The 24,742-nt window shown below is 70.5% G+C and carries 22 protein-coding genes; 12 read left to right on the plus strand and 10 right to left on the minus strand.

Annotated features, from left to right (window positions below; all coding sequences use genetic code 11):
• Positions 1–21: 21 nt before the first annotated feature.
• The 4 genes from ACH4RG_RS10490 to ACH4RG_RS10505 form a co-directional block, all read right to left on the minus strand.
• Positions 22–1,182 carry a hypothetical protein gene (locus ACH4RG_RS10490; RefSeq protein ID WP_397923934.1) on the minus strand — a complete coding sequence of 387 codons (1,161 nt, stop codon included), beginning with the start codon at positions 1,180–1,182 and terminating at the stop codon, positions 22–24.
• Positions 1,164–1,901 (minus strand): ABC transporter ATP-binding protein, encoded by a 738-nt coding sequence (locus tag ACH4RG_RS10495; RefSeq protein WP_397923932.1) that lies wholly within the window; start codon positions 1,899–1,901, stop codon positions 1,164–1,166. The genes ACH4RG_RS10490 and ACH4RG_RS10495 overlap by 19 nt, the downstream gene beginning before the upstream one ends.
• A gap of 216 nt (positions 1,902–2,117) precedes the next feature.
• On the minus strand, positions 2,118–3,497 hold the full coding sequence (locus ACH4RG_RS10500) for an aspartate aminotransferase family protein (protein WP_397923930.1): 1,380 nt from the start codon (positions 3,495–3,497) through the stop codon (positions 2,118–2,120).
• The gene (locus ACH4RG_RS10505; protein WP_228923198.1) at positions 3,482–3,973 is read right to left on the minus strand and encodes an Lrp/AsnC family transcriptional regulator; all 492 of its coding nucleotides are present in this window, start codon (positions 3,971–3,973) and stop codon (positions 3,482–3,484) included. The genes ACH4RG_RS10500 and ACH4RG_RS10505 overlap by 16 nt, the downstream gene beginning before the upstream one ends.
• Before the next feature lie 177 nt (positions 3,974–4,150).
• Between ACH4RG_RS10505 and ACH4RG_RS10510 the strand changes: the two genes are divergently transcribed.
• The 3 genes from ACH4RG_RS10510 to ACH4RG_RS10520 all read left to right on the plus strand — a co-directional run bounded on the left by ACH4RG_RS10510 (position 4,151) and on the right by ACH4RG_RS10520 (position 7,542).
• Positions 4,151–5,590: a gamma-aminobutyraldehyde dehydrogenase gene (locus tag ACH4RG_RS10510; RefSeq protein ID WP_397923928.1), complete on the plus strand. Its 1,440-nt coding sequence runs from the start codon at positions 4,151–4,153 to the stop codon at positions 5,588–5,590.
• Between the two features lie 191 nt (positions 5,591–5,781).
• On the plus strand, positions 5,782–6,945 hold the full coding sequence (locus ACH4RG_RS10515; RefSeq protein WP_398539352.1) for a spermidine/putrescine ABC transporter substrate-binding protein: 1,164 nt from the start codon (positions 5,782–5,784) through the stop codon (positions 6,943–6,945).
• Between the two features lie 54 nt (positions 6,946–6,999).
• On the plus strand, positions 7,000–7,542 hold the full coding sequence (locus tag ACH4RG_RS10520) for a hypothetical protein (RefSeq protein ID WP_397923924.1): 543 nt from the start codon (positions 7,000–7,002) through the stop codon (positions 7,540–7,542).
• A gap of 389 nt (positions 7,543–7,931) precedes the next feature.
• Here the strand turns inward: ACH4RG_RS10520 and ACH4RG_RS10525 are convergent, their stop codons facing one another.
• The 3 genes from ACH4RG_RS10525 to ACH4RG_RS10535 form a co-directional block, all read right to left on the minus strand.
• On the minus strand, positions 7,932–8,729 hold the full coding sequence (locus ACH4RG_RS10525; protein ID WP_397923920.1) for an SAM-dependent methyltransferase: 798 nt from the start codon (positions 8,727–8,729) through the stop codon (positions 7,932–7,934).
• Between the two features lie 83 nt (positions 8,730–8,812).
• On the minus strand, positions 8,813–9,526 hold the full coding sequence (locus ACH4RG_RS10530) for a glycerophosphodiester phosphodiesterase (protein ID WP_397923918.1): 714 nt from the start codon (positions 9,524–9,526) through the stop codon (positions 8,813–8,815).
• Positions 9,527–9,548: 22 nt separating this feature from the next.
• A complete protein-coding gene (locus tag ACH4RG_RS10535) occupies positions 9,549–10,583 on the minus strand; it encodes an adenosine deaminase (protein ID WP_397923916.1) in 1,035 nt (344 codons plus the stop codon).
• A gap of 120 nt (positions 10,584–10,703) precedes the next feature.
• Between ACH4RG_RS10535 and ACH4RG_RS10540 the strand changes: the two genes are divergently transcribed.
• A complete protein-coding gene (locus ACH4RG_RS10540; RefSeq protein ID WP_397928708.1) occupies positions 10,704–11,411 on the plus strand; it encodes a DUF4190 domain-containing protein in 708 nt (235 codons plus the stop codon).
• 249 nt (positions 11,412–11,660) lie between these two features.
• On the opposite strand, the gene ACH4RG_RS10545 is transcribed toward ACH4RG_RS10540, so the two are convergent.
• Positions 11,661–12,218: an NADAR family protein gene (locus tag ACH4RG_RS10545; RefSeq protein WP_397928705.1), complete on the minus strand. Its 558-nt coding sequence runs from the start codon at positions 12,216–12,218 to the stop codon at positions 11,661–11,663.
• A 207-nt stretch (positions 12,219–12,425) separates the two neighbouring features.
• Between ACH4RG_RS10545 and ACH4RG_RS10550 the strand changes: the two genes are divergently transcribed.
• The 8 genes from ACH4RG_RS10550 (at position 12,426) to ACH4RG_RS10585 (ending at position 22,236) form a co-directional block, all read left to right on the plus strand.
• Positions 12,426–13,940, plus strand: a complete 1,515-nt coding sequence (locus ACH4RG_RS10550) for a gamma-aminobutyraldehyde dehydrogenase (RefSeq protein ID WP_397923910.1) — start codon at positions 12,426–12,428, stop codon at positions 13,938–13,940.
• Between the two features lie 62 nt (positions 13,941–14,002).
• A complete protein-coding gene (locus ACH4RG_RS10555) occupies positions 14,003–15,250 on the plus strand; it encodes a PotD/PotF family extracellular solute-binding protein (protein WP_397923908.1) in 1,248 nt (415 codons plus the stop codon).
• Between the two features lie 116 nt (positions 15,251–15,366).
• Positions 15,367–16,518, plus strand: a complete 1,152-nt coding sequence (locus ACH4RG_RS10560; RefSeq protein ID WP_397923906.1) for an ABC transporter ATP-binding protein — start codon at positions 15,367–15,369, stop codon at positions 16,516–16,518.
• Positions 16,515–17,447, plus strand: coding sequence for an ABC transporter permease (locus tag ACH4RG_RS10565; RefSeq protein ID WP_398163135.1), 933 nt, complete (start codon positions 16,515–16,517; stop codon positions 17,445–17,447). The genes ACH4RG_RS10560 and ACH4RG_RS10565 overlap by 4 nt, the downstream gene beginning before the upstream one ends.
• Positions 17,447–18,250: an ABC transporter permease gene (locus ACH4RG_RS10570; protein ID WP_397923902.1), complete on the plus strand. Its 804-nt coding sequence runs from the start codon at positions 17,447–17,449 to the stop codon at positions 18,248–18,250. Before ACH4RG_RS10565 ends, ACH4RG_RS10570 begins: the two co-directional genes overlap by 1 nt.
• A gap of 23 nt (positions 18,251–18,273) precedes the next feature.
• Positions 18,274–19,689: an NAD(P)/FAD-dependent oxidoreductase gene (locus tag ACH4RG_RS10575; RefSeq protein WP_397928695.1), complete on the plus strand. Its 1,416-nt coding sequence runs from the start codon at positions 18,274–18,276 to the stop codon at positions 19,687–19,689.
• Positions 19,690–19,850: 161 nt separating this feature from the next.
• The gene (locus ACH4RG_RS10580; protein WP_397923898.1) at positions 19,851–20,324 is read left to right on the plus strand and encodes a hypothetical protein; all 474 of its coding nucleotides are present in this window, start codon (positions 19,851–19,853) and stop codon (positions 20,322–20,324) included.
• 88 nt (positions 20,325–20,412) lie between these two features.
• Positions 20,413–22,236, plus strand: coding sequence for a chitinase (locus tag ACH4RG_RS10585; RefSeq protein WP_398539353.1), 1,824 nt, complete (start codon positions 20,413–20,415; stop codon positions 22,234–22,236).
• Here ACH4RG_RS10585 and ACH4RG_RS10590 read toward each other — a convergent pair.
• Positions 22,187–23,041, minus strand: a complete 855-nt coding sequence (locus tag ACH4RG_RS10590) for a phosphatase PAP2 family protein (protein ID WP_398539354.1) — start codon at positions 23,039–23,041, stop codon at positions 22,187–22,189. The two genes, ACH4RG_RS10585 and ACH4RG_RS10590, sit on opposite strands and share 50 nt — an antisense overlap.
• Before the next feature lie 148 nt (positions 23,042–23,189).
• Positions 23,190–24,530, minus strand: a complete 1,341-nt coding sequence (gabT, locus tag ACH4RG_RS10595) for a 4-aminobutyrate--2-oxoglutarate transaminase (protein ID WP_397923892.1) — start codon at positions 24,528–24,530, stop codon at positions 23,190–23,192.
• Between the last annotated feature and the right edge of the window lie 212 nt (positions 24,531–24,742).

The raw sequence follows: 24,742 nt of genomic DNA on the forward strand, positions 1-24,742 counted from the left end.
CGGAAGGGAGCCGCCGGCGGTTCACTTCGTCAGCGGAAGCGCCGCCAACTGCGCGATCACCCACGTCAGCGGGGCGAACAGGACCAGCAGCGCGCCCGCCCGCAGCGCCGTCGCCCGGCGCAGCGTGGCGGCCGGAGCGCCCATCCTGAGCAGCACCTCGACCGTGTGGGCGCGGGCGTGCTTGGCCTCCAGCGCCGAGGTCAGCAGCGTCGCCGCCGTACAGCCGAGGACCAGGACCGCGCCGAGCGCGGTGAGCGGGCCGTACGGGCGCTCGTCGCCCCCGTACAGTGCCGAAGCGGCGATCACGGCGGACAGTACCGCGCAGACGACCCCGAGCGGGCGGCCGATCCGGCGCGCCTCGTCCATCAGGACCCGCCCCGCCAGCAGCCGTACGGCGCCGGGGCGCACGGCCTGCAGCGCCCGCCCGCACAGATGGGTCAGGCTCGGCCCCGCCATCGCCAGGCCGACCGCCGTGAGCGTCCACCCGATAAGGACCGCCACCGGGGTGGAGTCGTACCGTCCGGGCAGCGGGAACGCGCTCCCCGCAGGGCCCCGTGACGCGATCGCCTCGACCGCGAGTCCGGCAGCCGTCAGCGCCACGCCCCAGGGCAGTCCGGCCGGGGCGGGTGCGGGCTCCGGCAGTTCCTCGGAGCCGAAGGTGTCCCGGGCCGGATCGGGCCGCGTCCGCAGCGCCAGCGCGCTCGCCGTCGACGCGGCCACCGGTACGAGCGCCAGCAGCATCAGCGCGGCGGCCAGGGGCAGCGGGCTGCCCGCGCCGAGGAACTCCGCGGCGCCCCCGTCGAACGGCATGCCGGTGAGATCGCCGCGCAGATGCAGGAAGAAGAGCAGGGCCACCATGGAACCGAGCGTGGTGGAGACGGCGGTGGAGACCGCGGCCAGCGCGGACAGCCGGACCGGGCCGAGGCCCACGGAGGAGAGGCCCGGCCGGGGCCGGGTGCTCGGGTCGGCCCGCGCCACCGCCACGGCGAACTGCACGGTGGCGGCCAGCGGGACGAAGCACCACAGCAGCCGCAGCACCGAACCGGCGGACGCCGGGTGCGCGGCGGCGTACCCGAGGGCGCACAGGAGGAGGAACCCGACGCCGGCCGAGGCGGCGGCCACCAGGAGCCGCCGGGCCAGGACGAGGGGATGGGACCCGCGGGCTAGACGGAGAGCGAGCACGCCGCGCGGCCCTCCGCTTCCGGTTTCGCGGGCACGGTACCGGTGGCGACGCGGCGGCCGTCCAGCAGCGGGACGGCCCGGTCGGCGAGCGCGGCGACCTCGGCGTCGTGCGTCGCCAGCACGACGGTGATGCCGTGCGAACGGGCCGCCGTGGTCAGGGTGCGCAGCACCTGGGTACGTTCCGCGCGGTGCAGGGTCGCGGTGGGCTCGTCGGCGAAGATCACCTTCGGTGTGCCGCAGAGGGCGCGGGCCACCGAGACCCGCTGGCGCTGCGCCTGGAGGAGCGCGTGCGGCCGCTTCTTGGCGAACGCGGCGATGTCCAGGCGCTCCAGCCACTCGGTGGCGGTCTTCCGGGCGGCGCGGTGCGAGACGCCGCGCAGCAGCAGGGGCAGCGCGGTGTTCTCCCAGACGGTCAGCTCCGGCACCAGCTCCGGGTCGGAGGCGATCCAGCCGAAGCGCTCCCGGCGCAGCTGTTCGCGGACCCGGGGGGTCATGGTGTGGACGGGGACGCTGTTGAACCAGACCTCGCCCTGCTGGGGCACCAGCCGGCCGGAGAGACAGTGCAGCAGCGTGGTCTTCCCGCTGCCGCGCGGCCCGGTCACAGCGAGGATCTCGGCGTCCCGGACACCGAGGGAGACACCGCCGAGACCGGGCGATCCGTTGTGGGAGTGGTGCAGGGAACGCGCCCAGATCACGTCGTTGTCCGGCGGGGCCACCATGGCGTACACCTCGGTTCAGGTCAGATTTCCCGTTCCCCCGTACGGGGGAACGAAGACGCGGCCGATCGGTCACTCGGCACCGTAGATAGCCGGACCGGTGTGGGCGCACAGCACGCGGCCCGGATACGCCCCTTGTCACTCGAAGGGGCGTATCCGGGCCGGAGAAGCGTATGAAATGACCGCCGGTGGGCGATCAGCCGGGGGGCCTGGTGCCGGTCAGAGCTTCGTCCAGGCCTCCGTGAGGACGGCCCGCAGAATGCCCTCGATCTCGTCGAACGTCGACTGGTCGGAGATCAGCGGCGGCGCGAGCTGGATGACCGGGTCGCCGCGGTCGTCGGCCCGGCAGTAAAGGCCGTTGTCGTACAGCGCCTTGGAGAGGAAGCCGTACAGGACGCGTTCGGTCTCCTCGTCGGTGAACGTCTCCTTGGTGGCCTTGTCCTTCACCAGCTCGATGCCGTAGAAGAACCCGTTGCCGCGGACGTCGCCGACGATCGGCAGGTCGTGGAGCTTCTGCAGCGTCGTCAGGAAGGCGTTCTCGTTGTCGAGGACGTGCTGGGTGAGGTTCTCGCGCTCGAAGAGGTCGAGGTTGGCGATGCCCACCGCGGCGGAGACCGGGTGGCCGCCGAAGGTGTAGCCGTGCAGGAAGGTGTTGCCGCCCTCGTAGAACGGCTCCGCGATCCGGTCCGAGACGATGCAGGCGCCGATCGGGGAGTAGCCCGAGGTCATGCCCTTCGCGCAGGTGATCATGTCCGGCACGTAGCCGAACTTGTCGCACGCGAAGATGGTGCCGAGCCGGCCGAAGGCGCAGATGACCTCGTCGGAGACGAGCAGCACGTCGTACTTGTCGCAGATCTCGCGGACCCGCTGGAAGTAGCCGGGCGGCGGCGGGAAGCAGCCGCCCGCGTTCTGCACGGGCTCCAGGAAGACGGCCGCGACGGTCTCGGGGCCCTCGAAGAGGATCTCCTGCTCGATCTGGTCGGCGGCCCAGCGGCCGAAGGCCACCGGGTCGTCGCCGAAGAGCGGGGCGCGGTAGATGTTGGTGTTCGGCACCTTGTGCGCGCCGGGGACGAGTGGCTCGAAGGGGGCCTTCAGGGCCGGGAGGCCGGTGATGGACAGCGCGCCCTGCGGGGTGCCGTGGTAGGCGACGGCACGCGAGATGACCTTGTACTTGGTCGGCTGGCCCTTGAGCTTGAAGTACTGCTTGGCCAGCTTCCACGCGGTCTCGACGGCCTCGCCGCCACCGGTGGTGAAGAAGACCTTGTTGAGGTCGCCCGGGGCGTAGTCGGCGAGACGCTCGGCCAGCTCGACGGCCTTCGGGTGGGCGTAGGACCACACCGGGAAGAAGGCCAGCTCCTGGGCCTGCTTGTACGCCGTCTCGGCGAGCTCGTGACGACCGTGACCGGCGTTGACCACGAACAGGCCGGAGAGACCGTCCAGGTAGCGCTTGCCCTTGTCGTCGAAGATGTACGTTCCCTCGCCACGCACGATGGTGGGAACGGGCGCGTTCTCGTAGTCCGACATGCGGGTGAAGTGCATCCACAGGTGGTCGTACGCGGTTCGGCTGAGGTCCTTGCTCACGGCTATCGGGTTCCCCACATATAGGTCTGCTTCTTGAGCTTGAGGTAGACGAAGCTCTCGGTGGAGCGCACTCCGGGAAGGGTCCGGATGCGTTTGTTGATCATCTCCAGCAGGTGGTCGTCGTCCTCGCAGACGATCTCCACCATCAGGTCGAAGGAGCCCGCGGTCATGACCACGTACTCGCACTCGGCCATGGCCGACAGGGCTTCGGCCACCGGGTCGAGGTCGCCCTCGACATTGATGCCGACCATCGCCTGACGCCGGAACCCCACGGTGAGCGGGTCCGTGACGGCGACGATCTGCATGACGCCCTGGTCGAGCAGCTTCTGGACGCGCTGGCGCACAGCCGCTTCGGAGAGGCCGACGGCCTTGCCGATCGCGGCGTACGGACGACGTCCGTCCTCCTGGAGCTGCTGGATGATTGCGAGGGAGACGGCATCGACCGCTGGCGGTGATCCGTTCCCGGTCCTGGAGTCTGCGCTGCGACTGGCCACGCACCCACCATGCACCGCTCCTCGTCTGTCTCGCAACCCCAGATCGATGAAATTCGTTGTCTGGACGCCTGGATATGACTGAATCCGAAGTTGCGGGCGGGTGGGTATGTCGAAAGCGTCACCGGAACGATTAGGGTGGACGTCTCACCCATCGGACAGCCGACAGGAGGGGTGGTTGTGACCACCGAGGTGCGCCGTCTGCGCAACTACATCAACGGAGAGTTCCGGGACGCCGCGGACGGGCGGACCATCGATGTGGTCAGCCCGGTGACGGAAGAGGTCTACGCGACCTCGCCGCTCTCCGGTCAGGCCGACGTCGATGCCGCCATGGAGGCCGCCGCGGCGGCCTTCCCCGCTTGGCGCGACACCACGCCCGCCGAGCGCCAGAAGGCTCTGCTGAAGATCGCGGACGCGTTCGAGGAGCGGGCCGAGGACCTGATCGCCGCGGAGTCGGAGAACACCGGCAAGCCGCTCGGTCTGACCCGCAGCGAAGAGATCCCGCCGATGGTGGACCAGATCCGCTTCTTCGCGGGGGCCGCACGACTTCTCGAAGGCCGCTCGGCCGGCGAGTACATGGAGGGCCTGACCTCCATCGTCCGCCGCGAGCCGGTCGGCGTCTGCGCCCAGGTCGCGCCGTGGAACTACCCGATGATGATGGCCGTCTGGAAGTTCGCCCCGGCGCTCGCCGCGGGCAACACGGTCGTCATCAAGCCGTCCGACACCACCCCGGCGTCGACCGTGCTGATGGCCGAGATCATCGGGCAGATCCTGCCCAAGGGCGTCTTCAACGTCCTGTGCGGCGACCGGGACACCGGCCGCGCCATGGTCGAGCACCCGACCCCGGCGATGGCCTCCATCACCGGTTCGGTACGGGCGGGCACGCAGGTCGCCGAGTCCGCGGCCAAGGACGTCAAGCGCGTCCACCTGGAGCTCGGCGGCAAGGCGCCCGTCGTGGTCTTCGACGACGCCGACATCGCCAAGACCGTCGCGGGGGTCTCCGAGGCGGGCTTCTTCAACGCGGGCCAGGACTGTACGGCCGCCACCCGCGTCCTGGTCCACGAGTCGATCCACGACGCGTTCGTCACCGCGCTCGCCAAGGCCGCCGCCGACACGAAGACCGGGCAGCCGGACGACGAGGACGTGGCGTACGGTCCGCTCAACAACGCCAACCAGCTGAAGCAGGTCAGCGGCTTCATCGAGCGGCTCCCCGCCCACGCCAAGGTCGAGGCGGGCGGCCACCGGGTCGGCGACAAGGGCTACTTCTACGCGCCGACCGTCGTCTCCGGCCTGAAGCAGGACGACGAGATCATCCAGAACGAGGTCTTCGGCCCCGTCATCACCGTCCAGTCCTTCACCGACGAGCAGCAGGCCGTCGACTACGCCAACGGCGTCGACTACGCGCTCGCCTCCTCGGTGTGGACGACGAACCACTCCCGCGCCATGCGCATGTCCAAGAACCTCGACTTCGGCTGCGTGTGGATCAACACCCACATCCCGCTGGTCGCCGAGATGCCGCACGGCGGATTCAAGAAGTCCGGCTACGGCAAGGACCTCTCCGCGTACGGCTTCGAGGACTACACGCGCATCAAGCACGTGATGACCTCCATCGAGGACTGACGGCTCCGCTGCCGGTCGTGCACGGCCCCGGACTTCGGTCCGGGGCCGTTCCCGTGCCCCGCCGTGCAAGGCGTGCGGGGCAGGCTGTACAAGGTGTGCGGGGCGGACCCGCCCCGCTGGACGCTTGGTCCATTGTCCGCGCGACCGGCGACCGGCATTCTGCGCGAGTGCGAGCGATCAGCAAGAATCCCATGTCCCGCCGTTCCCTGCTGCGTGCCCTCGGGGCGGGAGCGGCCGGCGCCACCCTGGCCGGCTGCGGGGTGCCCGCGGCCTACGTCGAGCCCGGCGACCGGGCCGGCCGCGACAGCTCCGCCACCGATCACACCCTGCACTTCGCCAACTGGCCGCTCTACATCGACACCGACGACGACAAAGAGTCGCGGCGGCCCACCCTGGACGCCTTCTCGAAGCGGACCGGGATCTCCGTCACGTACACCGAGGAGATCAACGACAACGACGAGTTCTTCGGGAAGATCAGCCCCGCGCTGATGAACCACCAGGAGACCGGCCGCGACCTGATCGTCATCAGCGACTGGATGGCCGCCCGCTTCGTCCGGCTCGGCTGGGTCCAGGAGATGGACCGCGCCAAGCAGCCGAACGTCGCCGAGTACCTCGACCCCCTGCTGCGTTCTCCCGCCTTCGACGAGGGCCGGCGCCACAGCGTCCCCTGGCAGTCCGGGATCACCGGCATCGCCTACAACCGCAAGAGGCTCGGCCGCGAGATCCGGTCCACCGGCGACCTGTGGGCGGACGACCTCCGGGGCCGGGTCACCCTGCTCTCCGGACTCGACGAGTCGTTCGCGCTGCTGATGCAGGGCAACGGCGTCGACATCACCCGCTGGACGGCCGACGACTTCCACGAGATCTGCGAGCAGACACGGAAACGGGTCCGCTCGAAGCACATCCGCCGCTTCACCGGCAACGACTACATCAAGGACCTCGCCACCGGCGACGTGCTCGCCTGCCAGGCGTACTCCGGCGACGTCATCCAGCTCCAGGCCGACAACCCCGACATCGAGTTCGTCGTCCCCGAGGAAGGCGCCGAACTGTGGGCGGAGTCCCTGATGATCCCCAACCTCGCGCGCCACAAGCGCAACGCGGAACGCCTGGTGGACCACTACTACGACCCCGAGGTCGCCGCCGAACTGGCCGCCTGGGTCAACTACGTCTGCCCCGTGCCCGCCGCCCGGGACGTCCTGGCCTCTTCGAAGAACGCGGAGACCGCCGCACTCGCCGAGGATCCGCTGATCTTCCCCGACGGCGCGATGCGCGAGCGGCTCGCCATCGCCCGCGACATCACCTCCGGGGAGCGGATGGACTTCGCCAAGAAGTGGAACTCCATCGTCGGCTTGTGAAGCCCTGGCGGGGGTGCCGTGAAGGGGCGGCAAATGCGGGCGTACGCTGCGGACATGAGCGAGCGACACGCCCTCACGCGGCGTATACGCAGGTGGTTGGTGTTCTTCATCGTCTGTCTGGTGCTGAGCGGGCTCACGGCTTTCCCGCTCGTCACCGAACTCCGCTGGGCCGAGGACCTGCTGGGCGCCTCGGCCTCCCCGGTCCCCGAGCACCTTCCCGGTCTGATGGAGTGGATCACCCGGGTCCGCGAAGGGCTCGACACCGTCGATCGCGAGCAGCCCTTCATGCTGTACGGCACCGACTGGCTGGCCTTCGCCCACCTGGTCATCGCGGTCGCCTTCTACGGCCCCTACCGCGACCCGGTCCGCAACATCTGGGTCATCGAGTTCGGCATGATCGCCTGCGCCGGGATCATCCCGCTCGCCCTGATCTGCGGCCCGATCCGCGACATCCCGTTCTGGTGGAGCCTGATCGACATGTCCTTCGGGGTCTTCGGCGTGATCCCGCTGCTGATCGTCCGCCGCATGATCAAGCGCCTGGAGGCACTGGAGCAGGCGGCCACCGCGACCCCGGCGCCCGTCCCGGCGGGCGCCTGACGCACCCGGCCCGCCCGACCGGGCTCCTTCACGGCCGTCGGCCTCCGCGGGACGGCGACCGGCTCAAGCGGCCGGTGGCGGTCCGACGGCGGCCACCACGATGCCCATCGCCGTGACGTTCCCGCCCTTCCCGTTCGCGTCCGTCGCGCCGACGCCGTGGACCGGCGTGCGGGAGAGAGGTGGCGGGTGGCCGCCACCGCCGTGTCGTATCCCCGGCGGCCGCCCGTCCTGCACCACACCTGGCGGCCGCCCAGGGCGAGCACCGAGAGGCCGGCGCCGCACTGCACCGGCTTCCCGGAGCCGTGGGTGCGCACCGGGGCGCCCGGGCAGCGTGAACAGATCGACGGTCCGCGGCCCGTGCAGCCGCGCCGCCGTGCCCGGGAAGGGCATCAGGGCTTCCGGGCCACCACCCCGAACTGCGCGACCTCCGGCTCCCGCGGGTTCGTACGCCAGCGGGAGCAGGAGACGATCCCCGGCTCCAGGATCTCCAGACCGTCCAGGAAACCGGCGAACTCCTCCCTGCCGCGGGCGGTGATGGGCGGTGTGGCGTTCTCGTTCCAGAAGCGCATCGCCGCCTCGTTGCCCTCGCCGCCCAGCTCCTGCGTCGGGTGGGTCAGCACCAGGTGGCTGCCCGACGGCACGGCCGCCATCAGCGTCCGCACGATGGACCGCGCCTCGTCCGTGTCCAGCACGAAGTTCAGGATGCCGAGCATCATCACCGCGACCGGCCGCCCCAGGTCCAGGGTGGGCTCGGCGGCCCGCAGGATCTGCTCCGGGTGGTGCGCGTCCGCGTCGACGTACTCGGTCGCGCCCTCCAGCGAGCTGGTCAGCAGGGCGCGGGCGTGGGCCAGCACGATCGGATCGTTGTCCACGTACACGATGCGCGCGTGCGGAGCGGTGTGCTGGGCGATCTCGTGGGTGTTGTTCACGGTCGGCAGCCCGGTGCCGATGTCGAGGAACTGGTCGATGCCCACGTCGCCGGCCAGATGACGCACCACACGGCCGAGGAACGCCCGGTCCGCGCGCGCCACTTCACCGATGCTCGGGTACATCCCGGTCACCCGGTCGCCCACCTCCCGGTCCACCGGGTAGTTGTCCTTGCCGCCCAGCCAGTAGTTCCACACGCGGGCGTTGTGCGCCACGTCGGAACGTATCCGGGCTGTGGCCGGCTGCGGTCGGGGATCCATCACATCTGCTCCTCGATGCCCAAGGGCCCGACGTCTCGGTGCGGCGGCGGGCGGTGCGGGGGCTCCCCATCATGCCGGACCGATCAAGAACCGCCGTGACCGGGCGAGTTGGCCAGCAGCCGGTGAAGCGTGTCGATCCGGTTGGTGGTGATCGAGTCGACGCCCCGCTCGATCAGCCGGCGCATCGTGCGCTTCGTGTCGGCCGTCCACGCGGAGACGAGCAGCCCGTCCCGGTGCGCCCGGTCCGTCAGTTCCCGGCTCACCAGGCCGAAGCGGTAGTTCAGCCAGCGCGGCCTCACCGCGGCCAGCAGCTCCGGACGCGGCGGGGCCAGCGTGGTCCAGGTCAGGGCGATCTCGGCGGACGGATCGGCGGCGCGCACCCGCAGCATCGCGTCCGCGCTCGCGCAGTAGTAGGCCCGGTCGCCCGCCCCGCACTCCCGGACCGTCCCGACGATCTTCTTCACCGAGGCGTCCGTGGAGCCGGGCAGATCCACCATCACCCGGCGCGCCCCGGCGGCGAGCAGCGCCTCGCGGAGCGTGGGCACGCCGCCGCCCGTCAACTCCGCCAGCTCCGCGTGGTCCAGCCGGTCCAGCCTCCGGTCGTGGCCCCACAGCCGCTCCAGCGTCGCGTCGTGCAGCAGGACGGGCACCCCGTCGCGGGTCACCCGCACATCGATCTCGACCGCGTCCGCCCCCCGTGCGAGGGCGGAGCGGATCGAGGGCAGAGTGTTCTCGCGCGCGAGATACGGATCGCCGCGATGCCCCACGGCGGTGACGCTGGTGACGGTGTTGGCCATGGGGCCATTGTCGACGACCGGGTCAGCGGCCGGGAGCCCGGAGCCAGTTCGCCGTGTACATGTCGATCTCCTCGGCCAGCTTCCGCTTGCCCGCCGGGTCGAGGAACGATGCCTCCACGGCGTTCTTCGCGAGCTCCGCGATGCCGCGCTCGTCGAGCTCCAGCAGCCGGGCGGCCACCGCGTACTCGTTGTTGAGGTCGGTGCCGAACATCGGCGGGTCGTCGCTGTTGACGGTCACCAGCACGCCCGCCGCCACCATCTCCCGGATCGGGTGCAGCTCGATGTCCGTGACCGCGCGGGTGGCGACGTTCGACGTCGGGCAGACCTCCAGCGCGATGCGGTGCTCGGCGAGGTGCTCCAACAGTCCGGGGTCCTGGACGGAGGTGGTTCCGTGGCCGATGCGCTCGGCGCGCAGCGCGGTCAGGGCGTCCCAGATCGTCCGCGGCCCCGTGGTCTCCCCGGCGTGCGGCACCGAGTGCAGGCCCGCCGCGATGGCCCGGTCGAAGTAGGGCTTGAACTGGGGGCGGTCCACCCCGATCTCCGGCCCGCCGAGACCGAAGGAGACGAGTCCCTCGGGCCGGTGCTCCAGCGCGAGCCGGGCGGTCTCCTCGGCCGACTCGAGCCCGGCCTCGCCGGGGATGTCGAAGCACCAGCGCAGCACGACGCCCAGCTCGGCCTCGGCGGCCTTGCGCGCGTCCTCGATGGCCTCCATGAACCCGACCTCGGGGATGCCCCGCCGGGTCGAGCTGTACGGCGTCACGGTCAGCTCCGCGTACCGGATGTTCTGCCGGGCCATGTCCCGCGCCACCTCGAAGGTGAGCAGCCGGACGTCCTCGGGGGTGCGGATCAGGTCCACCACCGAGAGGTAGACCTCGACGAAGTGAGCGAAGTCCGTGAAGGTGAAGTAGTCGACCAGGGCCTCCGGGTCCGTGGGAACCTTGGTGTCCGGGTGCCGGGCGGCCAGCTCCGCGACGATCCGGGGCGAGGCCGACCCGACGTGGTGGACATGGAGTTCGGCCTTGGGCAGCCCGGCGATGAAGGGATGCGGATCGGTCATCGAGAATCTCCCGTTCGGCGTGACGTCGGCCGGGCGTACCGGCCCCACCGATCATCGCAGGCGGGGTCCGGGGCCTTGAAGCCTGGCCGTAGCATGACGGGACCACGATGGGGGAGGCCCATGTCAGACAACACAGAGCAGCCCGGGGGCGGGGCCGCGCCGCGCGATCCGTGGGCGCCGCCGGACAGCAGGGTGGAACTGGGCAAGGCGGCTGCGCCCACGCCGCCACCCGCCCCGGTCCACGCCCAGCCGACCGTGACGTCGATGCCGAGCGCCGGACCGGCCGCGGGGGACGGCACCGGGCCGATACCCCAGGCCGGCGGCTTCGGGCCCGCACCCTCGGACGTACCGCCGCCGCCGATCGGCCCGAACGGCCCCGGCCACGCGGCCCCGCCGCCCGCCGCGCACTACGGCTACCCGGCTCCGCCCCCGCAGCCGTACGGCGGCTACCCGGGCTACGGCGCCTACGGAGCAGGTCCGGCCGGCTGGGCCCCCGCGCCCAACAACGGACTGGGCACGGCCGCGATGGTGATCGGCATCATCTCGGTGGTCGGCTTCTGCTTCTACGGCCTCAACATCATCCTCGGCATCCTCGCGCTCATCTTCGGCATCATCGGCCTCGGCCGTGCCAAGCGCGGTGAGGCCACCAACCGGGGCATGGCGCTCGCCGGGGTCATCCTCGGCCCCGTCGGCATCGTCATCGGCGCCGCGTTCCTCGGGCTGGCCATCTGGGCAGCGACGAGCTCCGACAGCGACAGCGACAGGGACGGCAACGACAGCTACGACGACCCGTTCGCCACGTCGCTGGTCGTCGAGGACCGCCGCTAGGGCAGGGCCTGGCACCGCCGGCGCCAACGCCGTACACCTCGGCCGGGCAGGAACCGATCCCCGCCCGGCCGAGCTTCGGTGGCCGCCTCCCCCCGCGCCTCCGCAGGGGAGCCGCCCCGAATACCTGCGTACGGAACCCGCCCCGAATACCTGCGTGCGGAAGCCGCCCCGGACACCTGCGTACCGGAACCGTCGCCAGGCACCTGCGTACCGGAACCGACCCCCAGTCGCCCCCGTACGGAATCCGCCTCAGGCCTCCGCGCCCGCCCGCAGCCTCTCCCGCGCCTCCATCAGCGCGAAGCCCAGCAGATTGAGCCCCCGCCACTGCTGCGGCCGCTCCACCCGCTCGTCGTCCGCCGCGAGCCCGACGCCCCAGATCCGGTCCAGCGGGGACGCCTCCACCAGCACCCGGTTCCCGGTGCCCAGGAGGAAGCCGCCCAGCTCCGGGTCCTGACCGAACTTGTGCGTGCTGCCCTCCACCACCAGGGCGAACCGCTCCCGTATCCACACGTCCTCGTCGAAGGCGCGCACCAGGCGCCCCGCCCTCTTCGCCGCCGCGGGGCTCTTCGCGGACACCGCCGCCCGCTCCGCCTCCGGATCACCGAAGAGCCGCGCCTTGCCGGCCATCATCCAGTGCTCGGCACTCGCGTAGGTCACCCCGTCCACCGTGAACGGCGACGGCCACCACTGACTCAGACAACTCGGCCCCAGCCGCCCGTCCGGGCGCGGCCGGTGCCCCCAGAACGGCAGGTACTTCACCCGCCTGCCCCGCGCCACGTCCGCCAGAAGTTCATCGATCGGCCCCATGGCATGTGAGTGTGGCATCCGCCACTGACACTCCGTACGGGGATTTCCGCACCGACGCGACACATGGTCGACAGATTCCGTCGCGTAACCAAAAGGCAACAACGGAATCACTTGTTGGGCTTGAACCCCTCTGCCAGGATCGGCACTCAATTCACGAAGTAGCTACGCCGACCCCGCCCAGCGGGTACAGCGGCGGAGGAGAGCGTCATGAGCAACGGCTTCCAGGTCCACGACCGCTTCGCGGAAGGTGCGCAGTACATCGGCGGCAGGCTGCTCCCCGGTACCTCCGGCAGCCACCACGAGGTGGTGAACCCCGCGACCGGCGAGACCGTGCTCCGCTACGAGCTGGCGGGTGCCGACGACGTGGACGCCGCCGTCGCCGCCGCCCGCGCCGCCTTCCCCGGCTGGTCCGGAGCCACCCCCGGCGAACGCTCCGAGGCGATGCACCGCTTCGCCGCGGTCCTCGCCGAGCAGGCGGACGACTTCGCGTACGCCGAGTCCCTCCAGTGCGGCAAGCCGATCAAGCTCTCCACCGAGTTCGACGTCCCCGGCACCGTCGACAACGCCGCCTTCTTCGCGGGCGCGGCCCGCCACCTGGAGGGCAAGGCCGCCGCCGAGTACGACGGCGACCACACCTCCTACGTACGCCGCGAGGCGATCGGCGTCGTCGGCTCCATCGCCCCCTGGAACTACCCCCTCCAGATGGCGGCCTGGAAGGTCCTCCCGGCCGTCGCCGCGGGCAACACCATCGTCCTCAAGCCCGCCGAACTCACCCCGCTCACCTCGCTGATGTTCGCCCAGGCCGCCACCGAGGCCGGTATCCCCGACGGTGTGATCAACATCGTCACCGGCGCGGGCAAGGACGCGGGCGAGCACCTCGTGGGCCACCCCGACGTCGTCATGACCTCCTTCACCGGCTCCACCGCCGTCGGCAAGCGGGTCGCCGAGATCGCCACCGCCACCGTCAAGCGCCTCCACCTGGAGCTCGGCGGCAAGGCCCCCTTCGTGGTCTTCGACGACGCCGACCTGGAGGCCGCCGTCCACGGCGCGGTCGCCGGCTCCCTCATCAACACCGGCCAGGACTGCACCGCCGCTACCCGCGCCTACGTCCAGCGCCCGCTCTACGACGCCTTCGTCCGGGACGTCGCCGCGCTCATGGAGACCGTCCGGCTCGGCGACCCCTTCGACGCCTCGACCGACCTCGGCCCCCTGATCAGCCACGCCCAGCGCGACCGCGTCGCCGCCTTCGTCGAGCGGGCCCGCGGCTACGCCCGGGTCGTCACCGGCGGCGAGGCCCCCGGCGGCGACCTCGCCGACGGCGCGTACTACCGGCCCACCCTCGTCGCGGACGCCGCCCAGGACAGCGAGATCGTCCAGTCGGAGATCTTCGGCCCCGTCCTGGTGGTGCTGCCCTTCGACACCGACGACGAGGGCATCGCCCTCGCCAACGACACCCCGTACGGACTGGCCGCCTCCGCCTGGACCCGCGACCTGTACCGCGCGAACCGCGCCACCCGCGAGATCCAGGCGGGCTGTGTGTGGGTGAACGACCACATCCCGATCCTCTCCGAGATGCCGCACGGCGGATACAAGGCCAGCGGCTTCGGCAAGGACATGTCGGCGTACTCCTTCGAGGAGTACACACAGGTCAAGCACGTCATGTACGACAACACCGCGGTGGCCCGCAAGGACTGGCACCGCACGATCTTCGGGGACCGATAGCAGCTGCCGCACGACCGGGGCCCACGGGCCCGAGCGGCCTCCCACCCGAAAGGGCAACGCGTATGGAGAGTTACGAGCCCGAGCGCCTCTCGTCCGCCCGACTGGCGGCCATGAGGCGTTCCCTGACCAGCGGCAGGGGCGCCCTCACCCGCCGCTCCCTGCTGCGCGCCTCCGGCATGGGCGCGCTCGCACTGGGCGGCATAACCACCCTCGGCGCGTGCGGCATCCCGCCCGCCGGACGCGCCGACGCCCAGGCGGCCTCCGACGACCACTCGGCCGAGGAGAAGGAAGTCACCTTCTCCAACTGGACCGAGTACATGGACGTCAGCGAGGACGAGAAGGGCCGCCCCACCCTGGAGGCCTTCACCCAGCGCACCGGGATCAAGGTCAAGTACACCGAGGACATCAACGACAACGTCGAGTTCTTCGGGAAGATCAAGCCGCAGCTGGCGGCCGGCCAGAACACCGGGCGCGACCTCATATGCGTCACCGACTGGCTCGCCGCCCGCATCATCCGGCTCGGCTGGGCGCAGAAGCTCGACCCCTCGAACCTCCCGCACGCCTTCGCCAACGTGTCCGCCCAGTTCCGCACCCCCGACTGGGACCCGGGCCGCGCCTACTCCTATCCCTGGACCGGCATCCCGACCGTCATCGCGTACAACGTGAAGGCGACCGGCGGCCGCAAGGTCGACTCCGTCACCCAGCTGCTCGACGACCCGAAGCTCAAGGGCCGCGTCTCCTTCCTCTCCGAGATGCGCGACACCATCGGCATGACCCTCCTCGACCAGGGCAAGGACCCGGGGAAGTTCACCGACACCGACTTCGACGGCGCGATCGGCCGCCTCCAGAAGGCCGTCGACAAGAAGCAGATCCGCCGCTTCACCGGCAACGACTACACCGCCGACCTCAGCAAGGGCGACATCGCCGCCTGCGTCGGCTGGGCCGGGGACGTCATCCAGCTCCAGGCCGACAACCCGGACATCAGGTTCGCCATCCCGGCCGCCGGATACATCACCTCCAGCGACAACCTCCTGGTCCCCGCGCAGGCCCGGCACAAGACCAACGCCGAGAAGCTCATCGACCACTACTACGAACCGCCGGTCGCCGCCCAGCTCGCCGCGTACATCAACTACGTCTGCCCGGTCGACGGCGTACGCGACGAACTCGCGAAGATCGACGCGTCGATGGCCTCCAACACGCTGATCCTTCCCGACAAGGAGATGGCGGCGAAGTCCCGCTCCTTCCGCTCCCTGAGCACGAAGGAAGAGACGGCGTACGAGGAGAAGTTCGCCAAGCTCATCGGCGCCTGACCACCGGACCCGCCGCCGGCCGCATCGTCCGGGACAACCCGCCCGGCCCGGCCCGTCCGAGGTCACCCGTCACCCCTTTCCCCGAACTCCCCCCGAACACACTGGGACTGCGACCCATGACACAGCAGCAGACCGCGGGCGGCGATGTCCGCCTCGCCGGGATCAGCAAGACCTACGGCTCCTTCACCGCCGTGCGGCCGCTCGACCTGACCGTGCCCCAGGGCTCCTTCTTCGCCCTGCTCGGCGCGTCCGGCTGCGGCAAGACCACCACCCTGCGGATGATCGCGGGCCTGGAGGAGGCCACCACCGGCACGGTCTTCCTCGGGGAGAAGGACATCACCGGCCTGCCCCCGTACAAGCGGCCCGTCAACACCGTCTTCCAGAGCTACGCGCTCTTCCCGCACCTGGACATCACCGAGAACGTCGCCTTCGGGCTGCGCCGTCGCGGTATCAAGTCGGTCAAGAAGCAGGTCGACGCCATGCTGGAGCTCGTCCAGCTCGGCGACTTCGCCCGCCGCAAACCGCACCAGCTCTCCGGCGGCCAGCAGCAGCGCGTCGCCGTCGCCCGCGCGCTCATCAACCACCCGCAGGTCCTGCTGCTGGACGAACCGCTCGGCGCCCTCGACCTCAAGCTCCGGCGCCAGATGCAGCTGGAGCTCAAGCGGATCCAGACCGAGGTCGGCATCACCTTCGTGCACGTCACCCACGACCAGGAGGAGGCCATGACCATGGCCGACACCGTCGCGGTGATGAACGGGGGCCGGGTCGAGCAACTCGGCGCGCCCGCCGACCTCTACGAGAACCCGCGCACCACCTTCGTCGCCAACTTCCTCGGCACGTCCAACCTCATCGAGGGCGAGGTCGTCTCCACGGGCTCCGATCCGGTGGTGGCCGCGGGCGGCGGCAAGCTCACCCTGCCCCGCGAGCGATGTTCCGCCCCCACGGCGAGCGGCGACCGGCTCCTCCTCGGGATCCGGCCCGAGAAGATATCCCTGGCCCACGCGGACGACGCGGACTCCATAGCCGCCGGCCGCAACCGCGTCACCGGCCGCATCACCGACTCCAGCTTCATCGGCGTCTCCACCCAGTACGTGGTCGAGAGCCCGGCCGGGACGGCCCTCCAGGTGTACGAGCAGAACATCGAACGCGACACCCGCCTGGCCCCCGGCGCCGAGGTCGTCCTGCACTGGAACCCCGCCCACACCTTCGGACTCGACGCCGCCCAGGACATCGACGCCGGTGTGGAGAGCGTGGAGGACGCCGCGTGAGCGTCACCGAGGCGCCCCCCGCGCCCGCGACCGGCCCCCGGGAACCGGTGCTCCGCAAACCCTCCACCCGCAGGCGCCTCGTCCCGTACTGGCTGCTGCTCCCCGGCATCCTCTGGCTGGTCGTCTTCTTCGCCCTGCCGCTCGTCTACCAGGCCTCCACCTCCGTACAGACCGGCTCGCTGGAGCAGGGCTTCGAGGTCACCTGGCACTTCCAGACGTACGTGGACGCGCTGCACGAGTACTACCCGCAGTTCATCCGGTCCCTGCTGTACGCGGGCACCGCCACGATCCTGTGCCTGCTGCTGGGCTACCCGCTCGCCTACCTCATCGCCTTCAAGGCGGGCCGCTGGCGCAACCTGGTGCTCGTCCTGGTCATCGCCCCGTTCTTCACCAGTTTCCTCATCCGTACGCTGGCGTGGAAGACGATCCTCGCCGACGGCGGCGCGGTCGTGGACGTGCTGAACACGCTGCACGTCCTGGACGTCACCAGCTGGCTCGGCTGGACCGAGTCCAACCGGGTCCTCGCCACCCCGATGGCCGTCGTCTGCGGTCTGACGTACAACTTCCTGCCGTTCATGATCCTGCCGCTCTACACCTCGCTGGAGCGGATCGACGGCCGGCTGCACGAGGCGGCGGGGGACCTCTACGCCACCCCCGCCACCACCTTCCGCAAGGTGACGTTCCCCCTCTCCATGCCCGGCGTCGTCTCCGGCACCCTGCTGACCTTCATCCCGGCCAGCGGCGACTACGTCAACGCCGAGCTGCTGGGCTCCACGGACACCAAGATGGTCGGCAGCGTCATCCAGAGCCAGTTCCTGCGGGTCCTGGACTATCCGACGGCCGCCGCGCTCTCGTTCATCCTCATGGCGATCGTCCTGCTGGCGGTCACCTTCTACATCCGCCGCTCCGGTACGGAGGACCTGGTCTGATGCCCGTACTGCGCTGGATACGCCGGAACCTGGTCGTCATCGCTGGTCTGCTGACCCTCGCCTACATGATCGTTCCGAACATCGTCGTGATGGTGTTCTCGTTCAACAAGCCCAACGGGCGCTTCAACTACGCCTGGCAGCGGTTCTCGCTGGACGCCTGGAAGGATCCCTGCGGCGTCGCCGATCTGTGCGGCTCGCTCTCCCTCTCGCTCCGGATCGCCTTCTGGGCGACGCTCGGGGCGACCGCGCTCGGCACGATGATCGCGTTCGCGCTGGTCCGCTACCGCTTCCGGGCGCGCGGCGCGATCAACTCGCTGATCTTCCTGCCGATGGCGATGCCCGAGGTCGTCATGGCCGCGTCCCTGCTCACCCTTTTCCTCAACATGGGCGCCCAGCTCGGCTTCTGGACCGTGCTCATCGCCCACATCATGTTCTGCCTCAGCTTCGTCGTCACGGCCGTCAAGGCGCGTGTCATGTCGATGGACCCGAGACTGGAGGAAGCCGCCCGCGACCTGTACGCGGGCCCCGTGCAGACCTTCGTGCGGGTGACCCTCCCCATCGCGGCCCCGGGAATCGCGGCGGGGGCGCTGCTCGCCTTCGCGCTCTCGTTCGACGATTTCATCATCACGAATTTCAACGCGGGCTCCACCGTCACGTTCCCCATGTTCGTCTGGGGATCGGCGCAGCGCGGCACGCCCGTGCAGATCAACGTCATCGGCACCGCCATGTTCATCATGGCGGTATCGGTGGTTCTCGTCGGCCAGGTCATAGCCGCCCGACGGAAGAACAACGCTCGACCCTGAAAGTCCCGAAGGAGTTGGAAACCATGGCCCCAGCTGCCATGCGTACTGCCGCACGATCACTCTCCGGCGCCAAGCCGGTCTCCTACTGGCTGGACGATCCGGCGAAGCCCGATCCGCTGCCCGCCCTCACCGGCGACGAGCACACCGACCTGCTGGTCGTCGGCGGCGGCTACAGCGGTCTGTGGACCGCGCTCATCGCCAAGGAGCGCGACCCGGACCGGGACGTCCTCCTCATCGAGGGGCACGAGGTGGGCTGGGCCGCCTCGGGCCGCAACGGCGGCTTCTGCGCCGCCTCCCTCACCCACGGCCTGGCCAACGGCGTGGAGCGCTGGCCGGACGAGATCGCGGAGCTGGAGGAGCTGGGGGAGCGCAACCTCGACGCCATCGAGGCCGCGGTGGCTCGCTACCGCATCGACTGCGAGTTCGAGCGCACGGGCGAGATCGACGTCGCCACCGCACCCCACCAGCTTCAGGAGCTGCGGGAATGGCACGAGGAGATCGTGGGGCTCGGCATCACGGGCGTGGACTTCCTGGACCGTGAGGCCCTGCGAGCGGAGGTCGACTCGCCCACCTTCCTCGGTGGGCTCTGGGACCGGCGCGGCGTCGCGATGCTGCACCCGGCGAAACTCGCCTGGGGCCTGAAGCGGGCCTGCCTGGAGCTGGGCGTACGGATCCACGAGCACACCCGGGGCCTGGACCTGGTCCGCTCCGGACCGGGAATGGCCGTCCGCACCCCGTACGGCCGGGTCTTCGCGCGCCGCGTAGCGCTGGGCACCAACGTCTTCCCGTCGCTCGTCAAACGGATCCGTCCGTACACCGTGCCCGTCTACGACTACGCGCTGATGACCGAACCGCTCACGCCCGAGCAGCTCGCGTCCATCGGCTGGAAGGGGCGCCAGGGTCTCGGCGACAGCGCCAACCAGTTCCACTACTTCCGGCTTTCCGCGGACAACCGGATCCTGTGGGGCGGATACGACGCGATCTACCCGTACGGAGGCCGGCTCAGCGCCGATCTCGACCAGCGGCCGGAGACGTTCCTGAAACTCGCGGAGCAGTTCTTCACCTGCTTCCCGCAGCTTGCCGGGCTGAATTTCTCGCACGCCTGGGGCGGTGCGATCGACACCTGTTCCCGCTTTACCGCGTTCTTCGGAACGGCCCATCAGGGACGGGTCGCGTACGCCGCCGGATACACCGGTCTCGGCGTCGGATCGACCCGCTTCGGGGCCGACGTGATGCTCGATCTGCTCTCCGGCGAGGAGACGGCACGGACCCGCCTGGACATGGTCCGCTCCAAACCGATGCCGTTCCCGCCGGAGCCCTTCGCCTGGGCCGGGATCGAGATCACCAAGCGGTCCCTGGCCCGTGCCGACAGCAACGGCGGGCACCGCGATCTGTGGCTGAGGACGATGGACCGGCTGGGCCTCGGCTTCGACAGCTGAGCCGCTTCCGGTCCAGGGGCAGATGCCCAGGTCAGAGGTTGTGACTCAGCTCACTACCGATCGGTAGCACCAACCCGCGTCATAGTCGGCGCCGAACCCTCTCTCGCAGGTGTACGCACCGGCGGAACCCCGCCGGTGCTCACGTCAACGGGAGACTGGTCATGACTGGTTCGGAAACGAAAGCCGCGGTCGAGTGGCTCACATCGGTGGCACCGGACCCGGCCGCCTGTCGGTGGGAGTGGGAGCGCGGTCCGCAGGGGATCGCGCTCCTCCCGGCCGGCAGGCGCTGGGACGTTCTGATCCTCCCGCGCGAGCTGGGCTACCCGACGCTCGACGTCCTCACCCGTCTGATCGACCGCCCGGGCCCCGTTCTCACCGACGCCGGAGAGTCCCGCATGGGCTTTTTCGTCCCGCCGGGCACCGTCTCACGCTGGATCGGCACCGGGGTCAGGGGGTGCGGCCAGGGCACCTGGATCGCCGTCCCGCACCCGGGGCGGGCTACCGGGGGAGTGCGCTGGCTCGTCCCGCCGGACGGTTCGGGGACCCTCACGGACGCCGGACTCCTCGAACTCGCGATGCACGAGGCGGCGGGCGCGGCCGCCCTGGCCGCCCGTGCGGAGCGTCCGGAGGGGTGAGTCGGCCGCCAGAGGTCTTGACAACCTGATTGGTCTGGACCATGTTGTGCGCACGCCAACCCGAATTCCCCCCTGCGCGGAGGCTGTTGTGGAACGCACCGGACCAACCGTCAGATTTTCCGGACTTCTGGCCGTGTCGTCGGCCATCCTGCTCGCCGCCGGCGCCCTGGTCGCCACGGCCCCGGCGGCAGGCGCCGCCGACGTCGACCTGGCACGCAACGGCGGCTTCGAGGCGGGCCTGGACGGCTGGACCTGCGCGAACTCCAGCGGCGCGGCCGTCTCCACGCCCACCCGCAGCGGCGCCTCCGCGCTCAAGGCGACCCCGGCCGGCAACGACCACGCCAAGTGCTCGCAGAGCATCGCGGTCAAGCCCAACTCCTCGTACACGCTGAGTGCCTGGGTGCAAGGCGGCCACGTCTACCTCGGCGCGTCCGGCACCGGCACCACCGACGTCTCCACCTGGACCCAGTCCCCCGGTGCGTGGAAGCAGCTCACCACCACCTTCAAGACCGGCCCCTCCACCACCTCGGTGAGCGTCTACACCCACGGCTGGTACGGCACCCCGGCCCACTACGTCGACGACCTCGCCCTCGTCGGCCCCGGCGGCGACCCCGTCGTGATCCCTGCCGTCCCCGCCGGCCTGAAGACCACGGCGATCACCTCCTCATCCGTCGCGCTCTCCTGGAACGCCGTCTCCGGCGCGAGCGGCTACCACGTCTACCGCGGCGGTACGAAGGTCGCCACGGCCACCGGTCCCTCCGTCACCGTGACGGGCCTGACCGCCTCCACCGCGTACAGCTTCCAGGTCACCGCCGCCAACGCGGCCGGCGAGTCCGCGAAGTCGGCCGCCGTCACCGCGACCACCACGGCGGGCGGAGGCGGCGGCGACACCAAGCTCCCGCCCCGCGCCCTCGTCGGCTACCTGCACTCCAGCTTCGCCAACGGCTCCGGCTACACCCGGCTGGCGGACGTGCCCGCCTCCTGGGACGTCATCAACCTCGCCTTCGGTGAGCCCACCTCCGTCACCTCCGGCGACATCCGCTTCGCGCTCTGCCCGGTCGCCGAGTGCCCGAACGTCGAGTCCGAGGCGGAGTTCAAGGCCGCGATCAAGGCCAAGCAGGCCGCGGGCAAGAAGGTGCTGATCTCGATCGGCGGCCAGAACGGACAGGTGCAGCTCGCCTCCACCGCCGCCCGGGACGCCTTCGTCACCTCCGTCTCGAAGATCATCGACACCTACGGCCTGGACGGGCTGGACATCGACTTCGAGGGCCACTCCCTCTCCCTCAACACCGGCGACACCGACTTCCGCAGCCCCACCTCGCCGGTGATCGTCAACCTGATCTCCGCGGTGAAGTCCCTCAAGGCGAAGTACGGCCCGGACTTCGTCCTCACGATGGCGCCCGAGACCTTCTTCGTGCAGCTCGGCTACCAGTTCTACGGCTCCGGCCCCTGGGGCGGTCAGGACCCGCGCGCCGGCTCCTACCTGCCGGTCATCCACGCACTGCGCGACGACCTGACGCTGCTGCACGTCCAGGACTACAACTCGGGTCCGATCATGGGCCTGGACAACCAGTACCACTCCATGGGCGGCGCGGACTTCCACATCGCGATGACCGACATGCTGCTCGCGGGCTTCCCGGTGGCGGGCGACACCGGCAAGGTCTTCCCCGGCCTGCGCCCCGACCAGGTCGCCATCGGCCTCCCGGCCTCCACCCAGGCCGCCAACGGCCACACCTCACCGGCCGAGGTCAACAAGGCGCTCAACTGCCTGACCAGGAAGACCGACTGCGGCTCCTACCAGACCCGCGGGACCTGGTCCGACCTGCGCGGCCTGATGACCTGGTCGATCAACTGGGACCGCTTCAACAACTGGGAGTTCTCGAAGAACTTCGACGCCTACTTCGGCAACTGACCCACCACAGGGGCGCGAGCACGACGGGCCCCAGGCACCAACCGGCCAGCACGTCCAGCGGCCAGTGGTAGCCGTGCAGCACCAGACCGACGCCCGTCGCCGTGGTCAACAGGATCGCGGCGACGGGCGTCATCCACGCCCGGGGCCAGGAAGCCTCCCGGAGCCACGACGGACGGGGGAGGGCCAGCAGTACCAAAGCCGACGCCCCGTACGCCACGGCGGCCGTCGCCGTATGACCGGACGGGTAGTAGTTGACCGCCTCGGTCAACGGCCCCTGCCGGGCGGTCGCCACCTTCAGCGGGATCACCAGCGCGGGCACCGCCGCCATGGTGAGGGCCGCGTACACGGCGAGCCGCCGGGCGCCGCGCCACAGCGCGTACCCGACCGCGCAGGTCAGCACCGGAAGGGCCACCGGCAACCCGCCGAGATCGGAGAGCACCTGCGTCAGCGGAGCCGGGCCGTACCCGAACAGCTCCCCGCCCACGCGCTCGTCGAGCCGCAGCAGCGGACCCTCGACGGCGACCTGCCAGGTGATCAGCGAGAAGAGGACCGCGAGCAGACCGAGGCCGAGGAAGCGGAGAACGAGAGGGGCCGGCCACCCGGGAACAGGGGGGGTTGTTCCGGGATGGCCGGCGAGATCGGTTCGCCGCGCGCCCCGGGGGGTGTGGGGCGGGCGGCCGTCCGATCGGTGAGGAGTCCCGGAGCCGAAGGCTCCGGTGTGCGCGGACGCACGCCCGGGACGGCGCGGGGGGAGCCCCGGCCCGGCGTCGGCCGCGGTTTCCCGCGACCGAGGTGTTTCTCTCATCTGCAGAAACCGTACGGCAGTGGAGGGGCGGCCGACAGTCGACACCGCCTCCCGCCATCGCCCCCGCACACGTTCTTCACAGGCCCTCACCCGGATGGCGGACGGAAGCGGTGAAAGGCCGCCCCCGCCCGGTCCCGGGTTCGAAGGATCAGAGCGTGCCGAACGCCTGCTCGATCACGTCGAGGCCCTCGTTCAGCAGGTCCTCGCCGATCACCAACGGCGGCAGGAAGCGCAGGACGTTGCCGTACGTACCGCAGGTCAGCACCATGACGCCCTCGGCGTGACAGGCCTTCGCGAGCGCGCCGGCCGCCTCCGGGTTCGGGTCCTTCGAGCCGGACTTCACCAGCTCGATCGCGATCATCGCGCCGCGACCGCGGATGTCGCCGATGACGTCGCCGTTCGGCAGCTTGGTCCGCATCTCGGCGAGGCGGCCCTTCATGACCTCCTCGATCCGCCTGGCCTTCCCGTTCAGGTCCAGCTCACGCATCGTCTCGATGGCGCCGAGCGCACCGGCGCAGGCCACCGGGTTACCGCCGTACGTACCACCCAGGCCGCCCGCGTGCGCGGCGTCCATGATCTCGGCGCGGCCGGTCACGGCGGACAGCGGCAGACCGCCCGCGATGCCCTTGGCGGTGGTGATCAGGTCCGGGACGATGCCCTCGTCCTCGCAGGCGAACCACTGGCCGGTACGGCAGAAGCCGGACTGGATCTCGTCCGCGACGAACACGATGCCGTTGTCCTCGGCGAACCGCGCGATCGCCGGGAGGAAGCCCTTGGCCGGCTCGATGAAGCCGCCCTCGCCGAGCACCGGCTCGATGATGATCGCGGCGACGTTCTCCGCGCCGATCTGCTTGGTGATCTCGTCGATGGCCTGCGCGGACGCCTCGGCGCCGGCGTTCTCGGGCCCGGTCGGCCAGCGGTAGCCGTAGGCGACCGGGACGCGGTAGACCTCGGGCGCGAACGGGCCGAAGCCCTGCTTGTACGGCATGTTCTTCGCCGTCATGCCCATGGTGAGGTTGGTGCGGCCGTGGTAGCCGTGGTCGAAGACGACGACGGCGGTGCGCTTGGTGTACGCGCGGGCGATCTTCACCGCGTTCTCGACGGCCTCGGCGCCCGAGTTGAACAGCGCGGACTTCTTCGCGTGGTCGCCCGGTGTCAGCTCGGCGAGCTGCTCGCAGACCTCGACGTACCCCTCGTACGGCGTGACCATGAAACAGGTGTGGGTGAAGTCCGCGAGCTGCGCGGAGGCCCGTCGCACCACGGCCTCGGCGGAGGCGCCCACGGAGGTCACGGCGATCCCGGACCCGAAGTCGATCAGCCGGTTGCCGTCCACGTCCTCGATGATCCCGCCGCCCGCACGGGCGGTGAACACCGGCAGGGTGGAGCCCACACCTGCGGCGACGGCGGCGAGGCGGCGAGCCTGCAGCTCCACCGACTTCGGGCCGGGGATGGCAGTGACGACGCGGCGCTCCTGCGGGATTGCGGTCATGAGGGGCTCCTGGGGGTGTTTCGGACGCTCTTCTCCTCGCAGGCTAGGGGCGGGGGAGGGGTGCGGGCATGCTCCGATCGGGAGTGGTGGGGGTGTGTCCTTGTCCTCGGCGGACAGATGGCGGGCGGGTGGCGGGGCGAGGCGGTCCGGGAACCGGGAATGACCATGACGTACTGATTCCGGGTACTAGATTGAGCGACTGCACCGAGATA

Source organism: Streptomyces sp. NPDC021019, from assembly GCF_044333295.1.
In the GTDB taxonomy this organism is placed as follows: Bacteria; Actinomycetota; Actinomycetes; order Streptomycetales; family Streptomycetaceae; genus Streptomyces.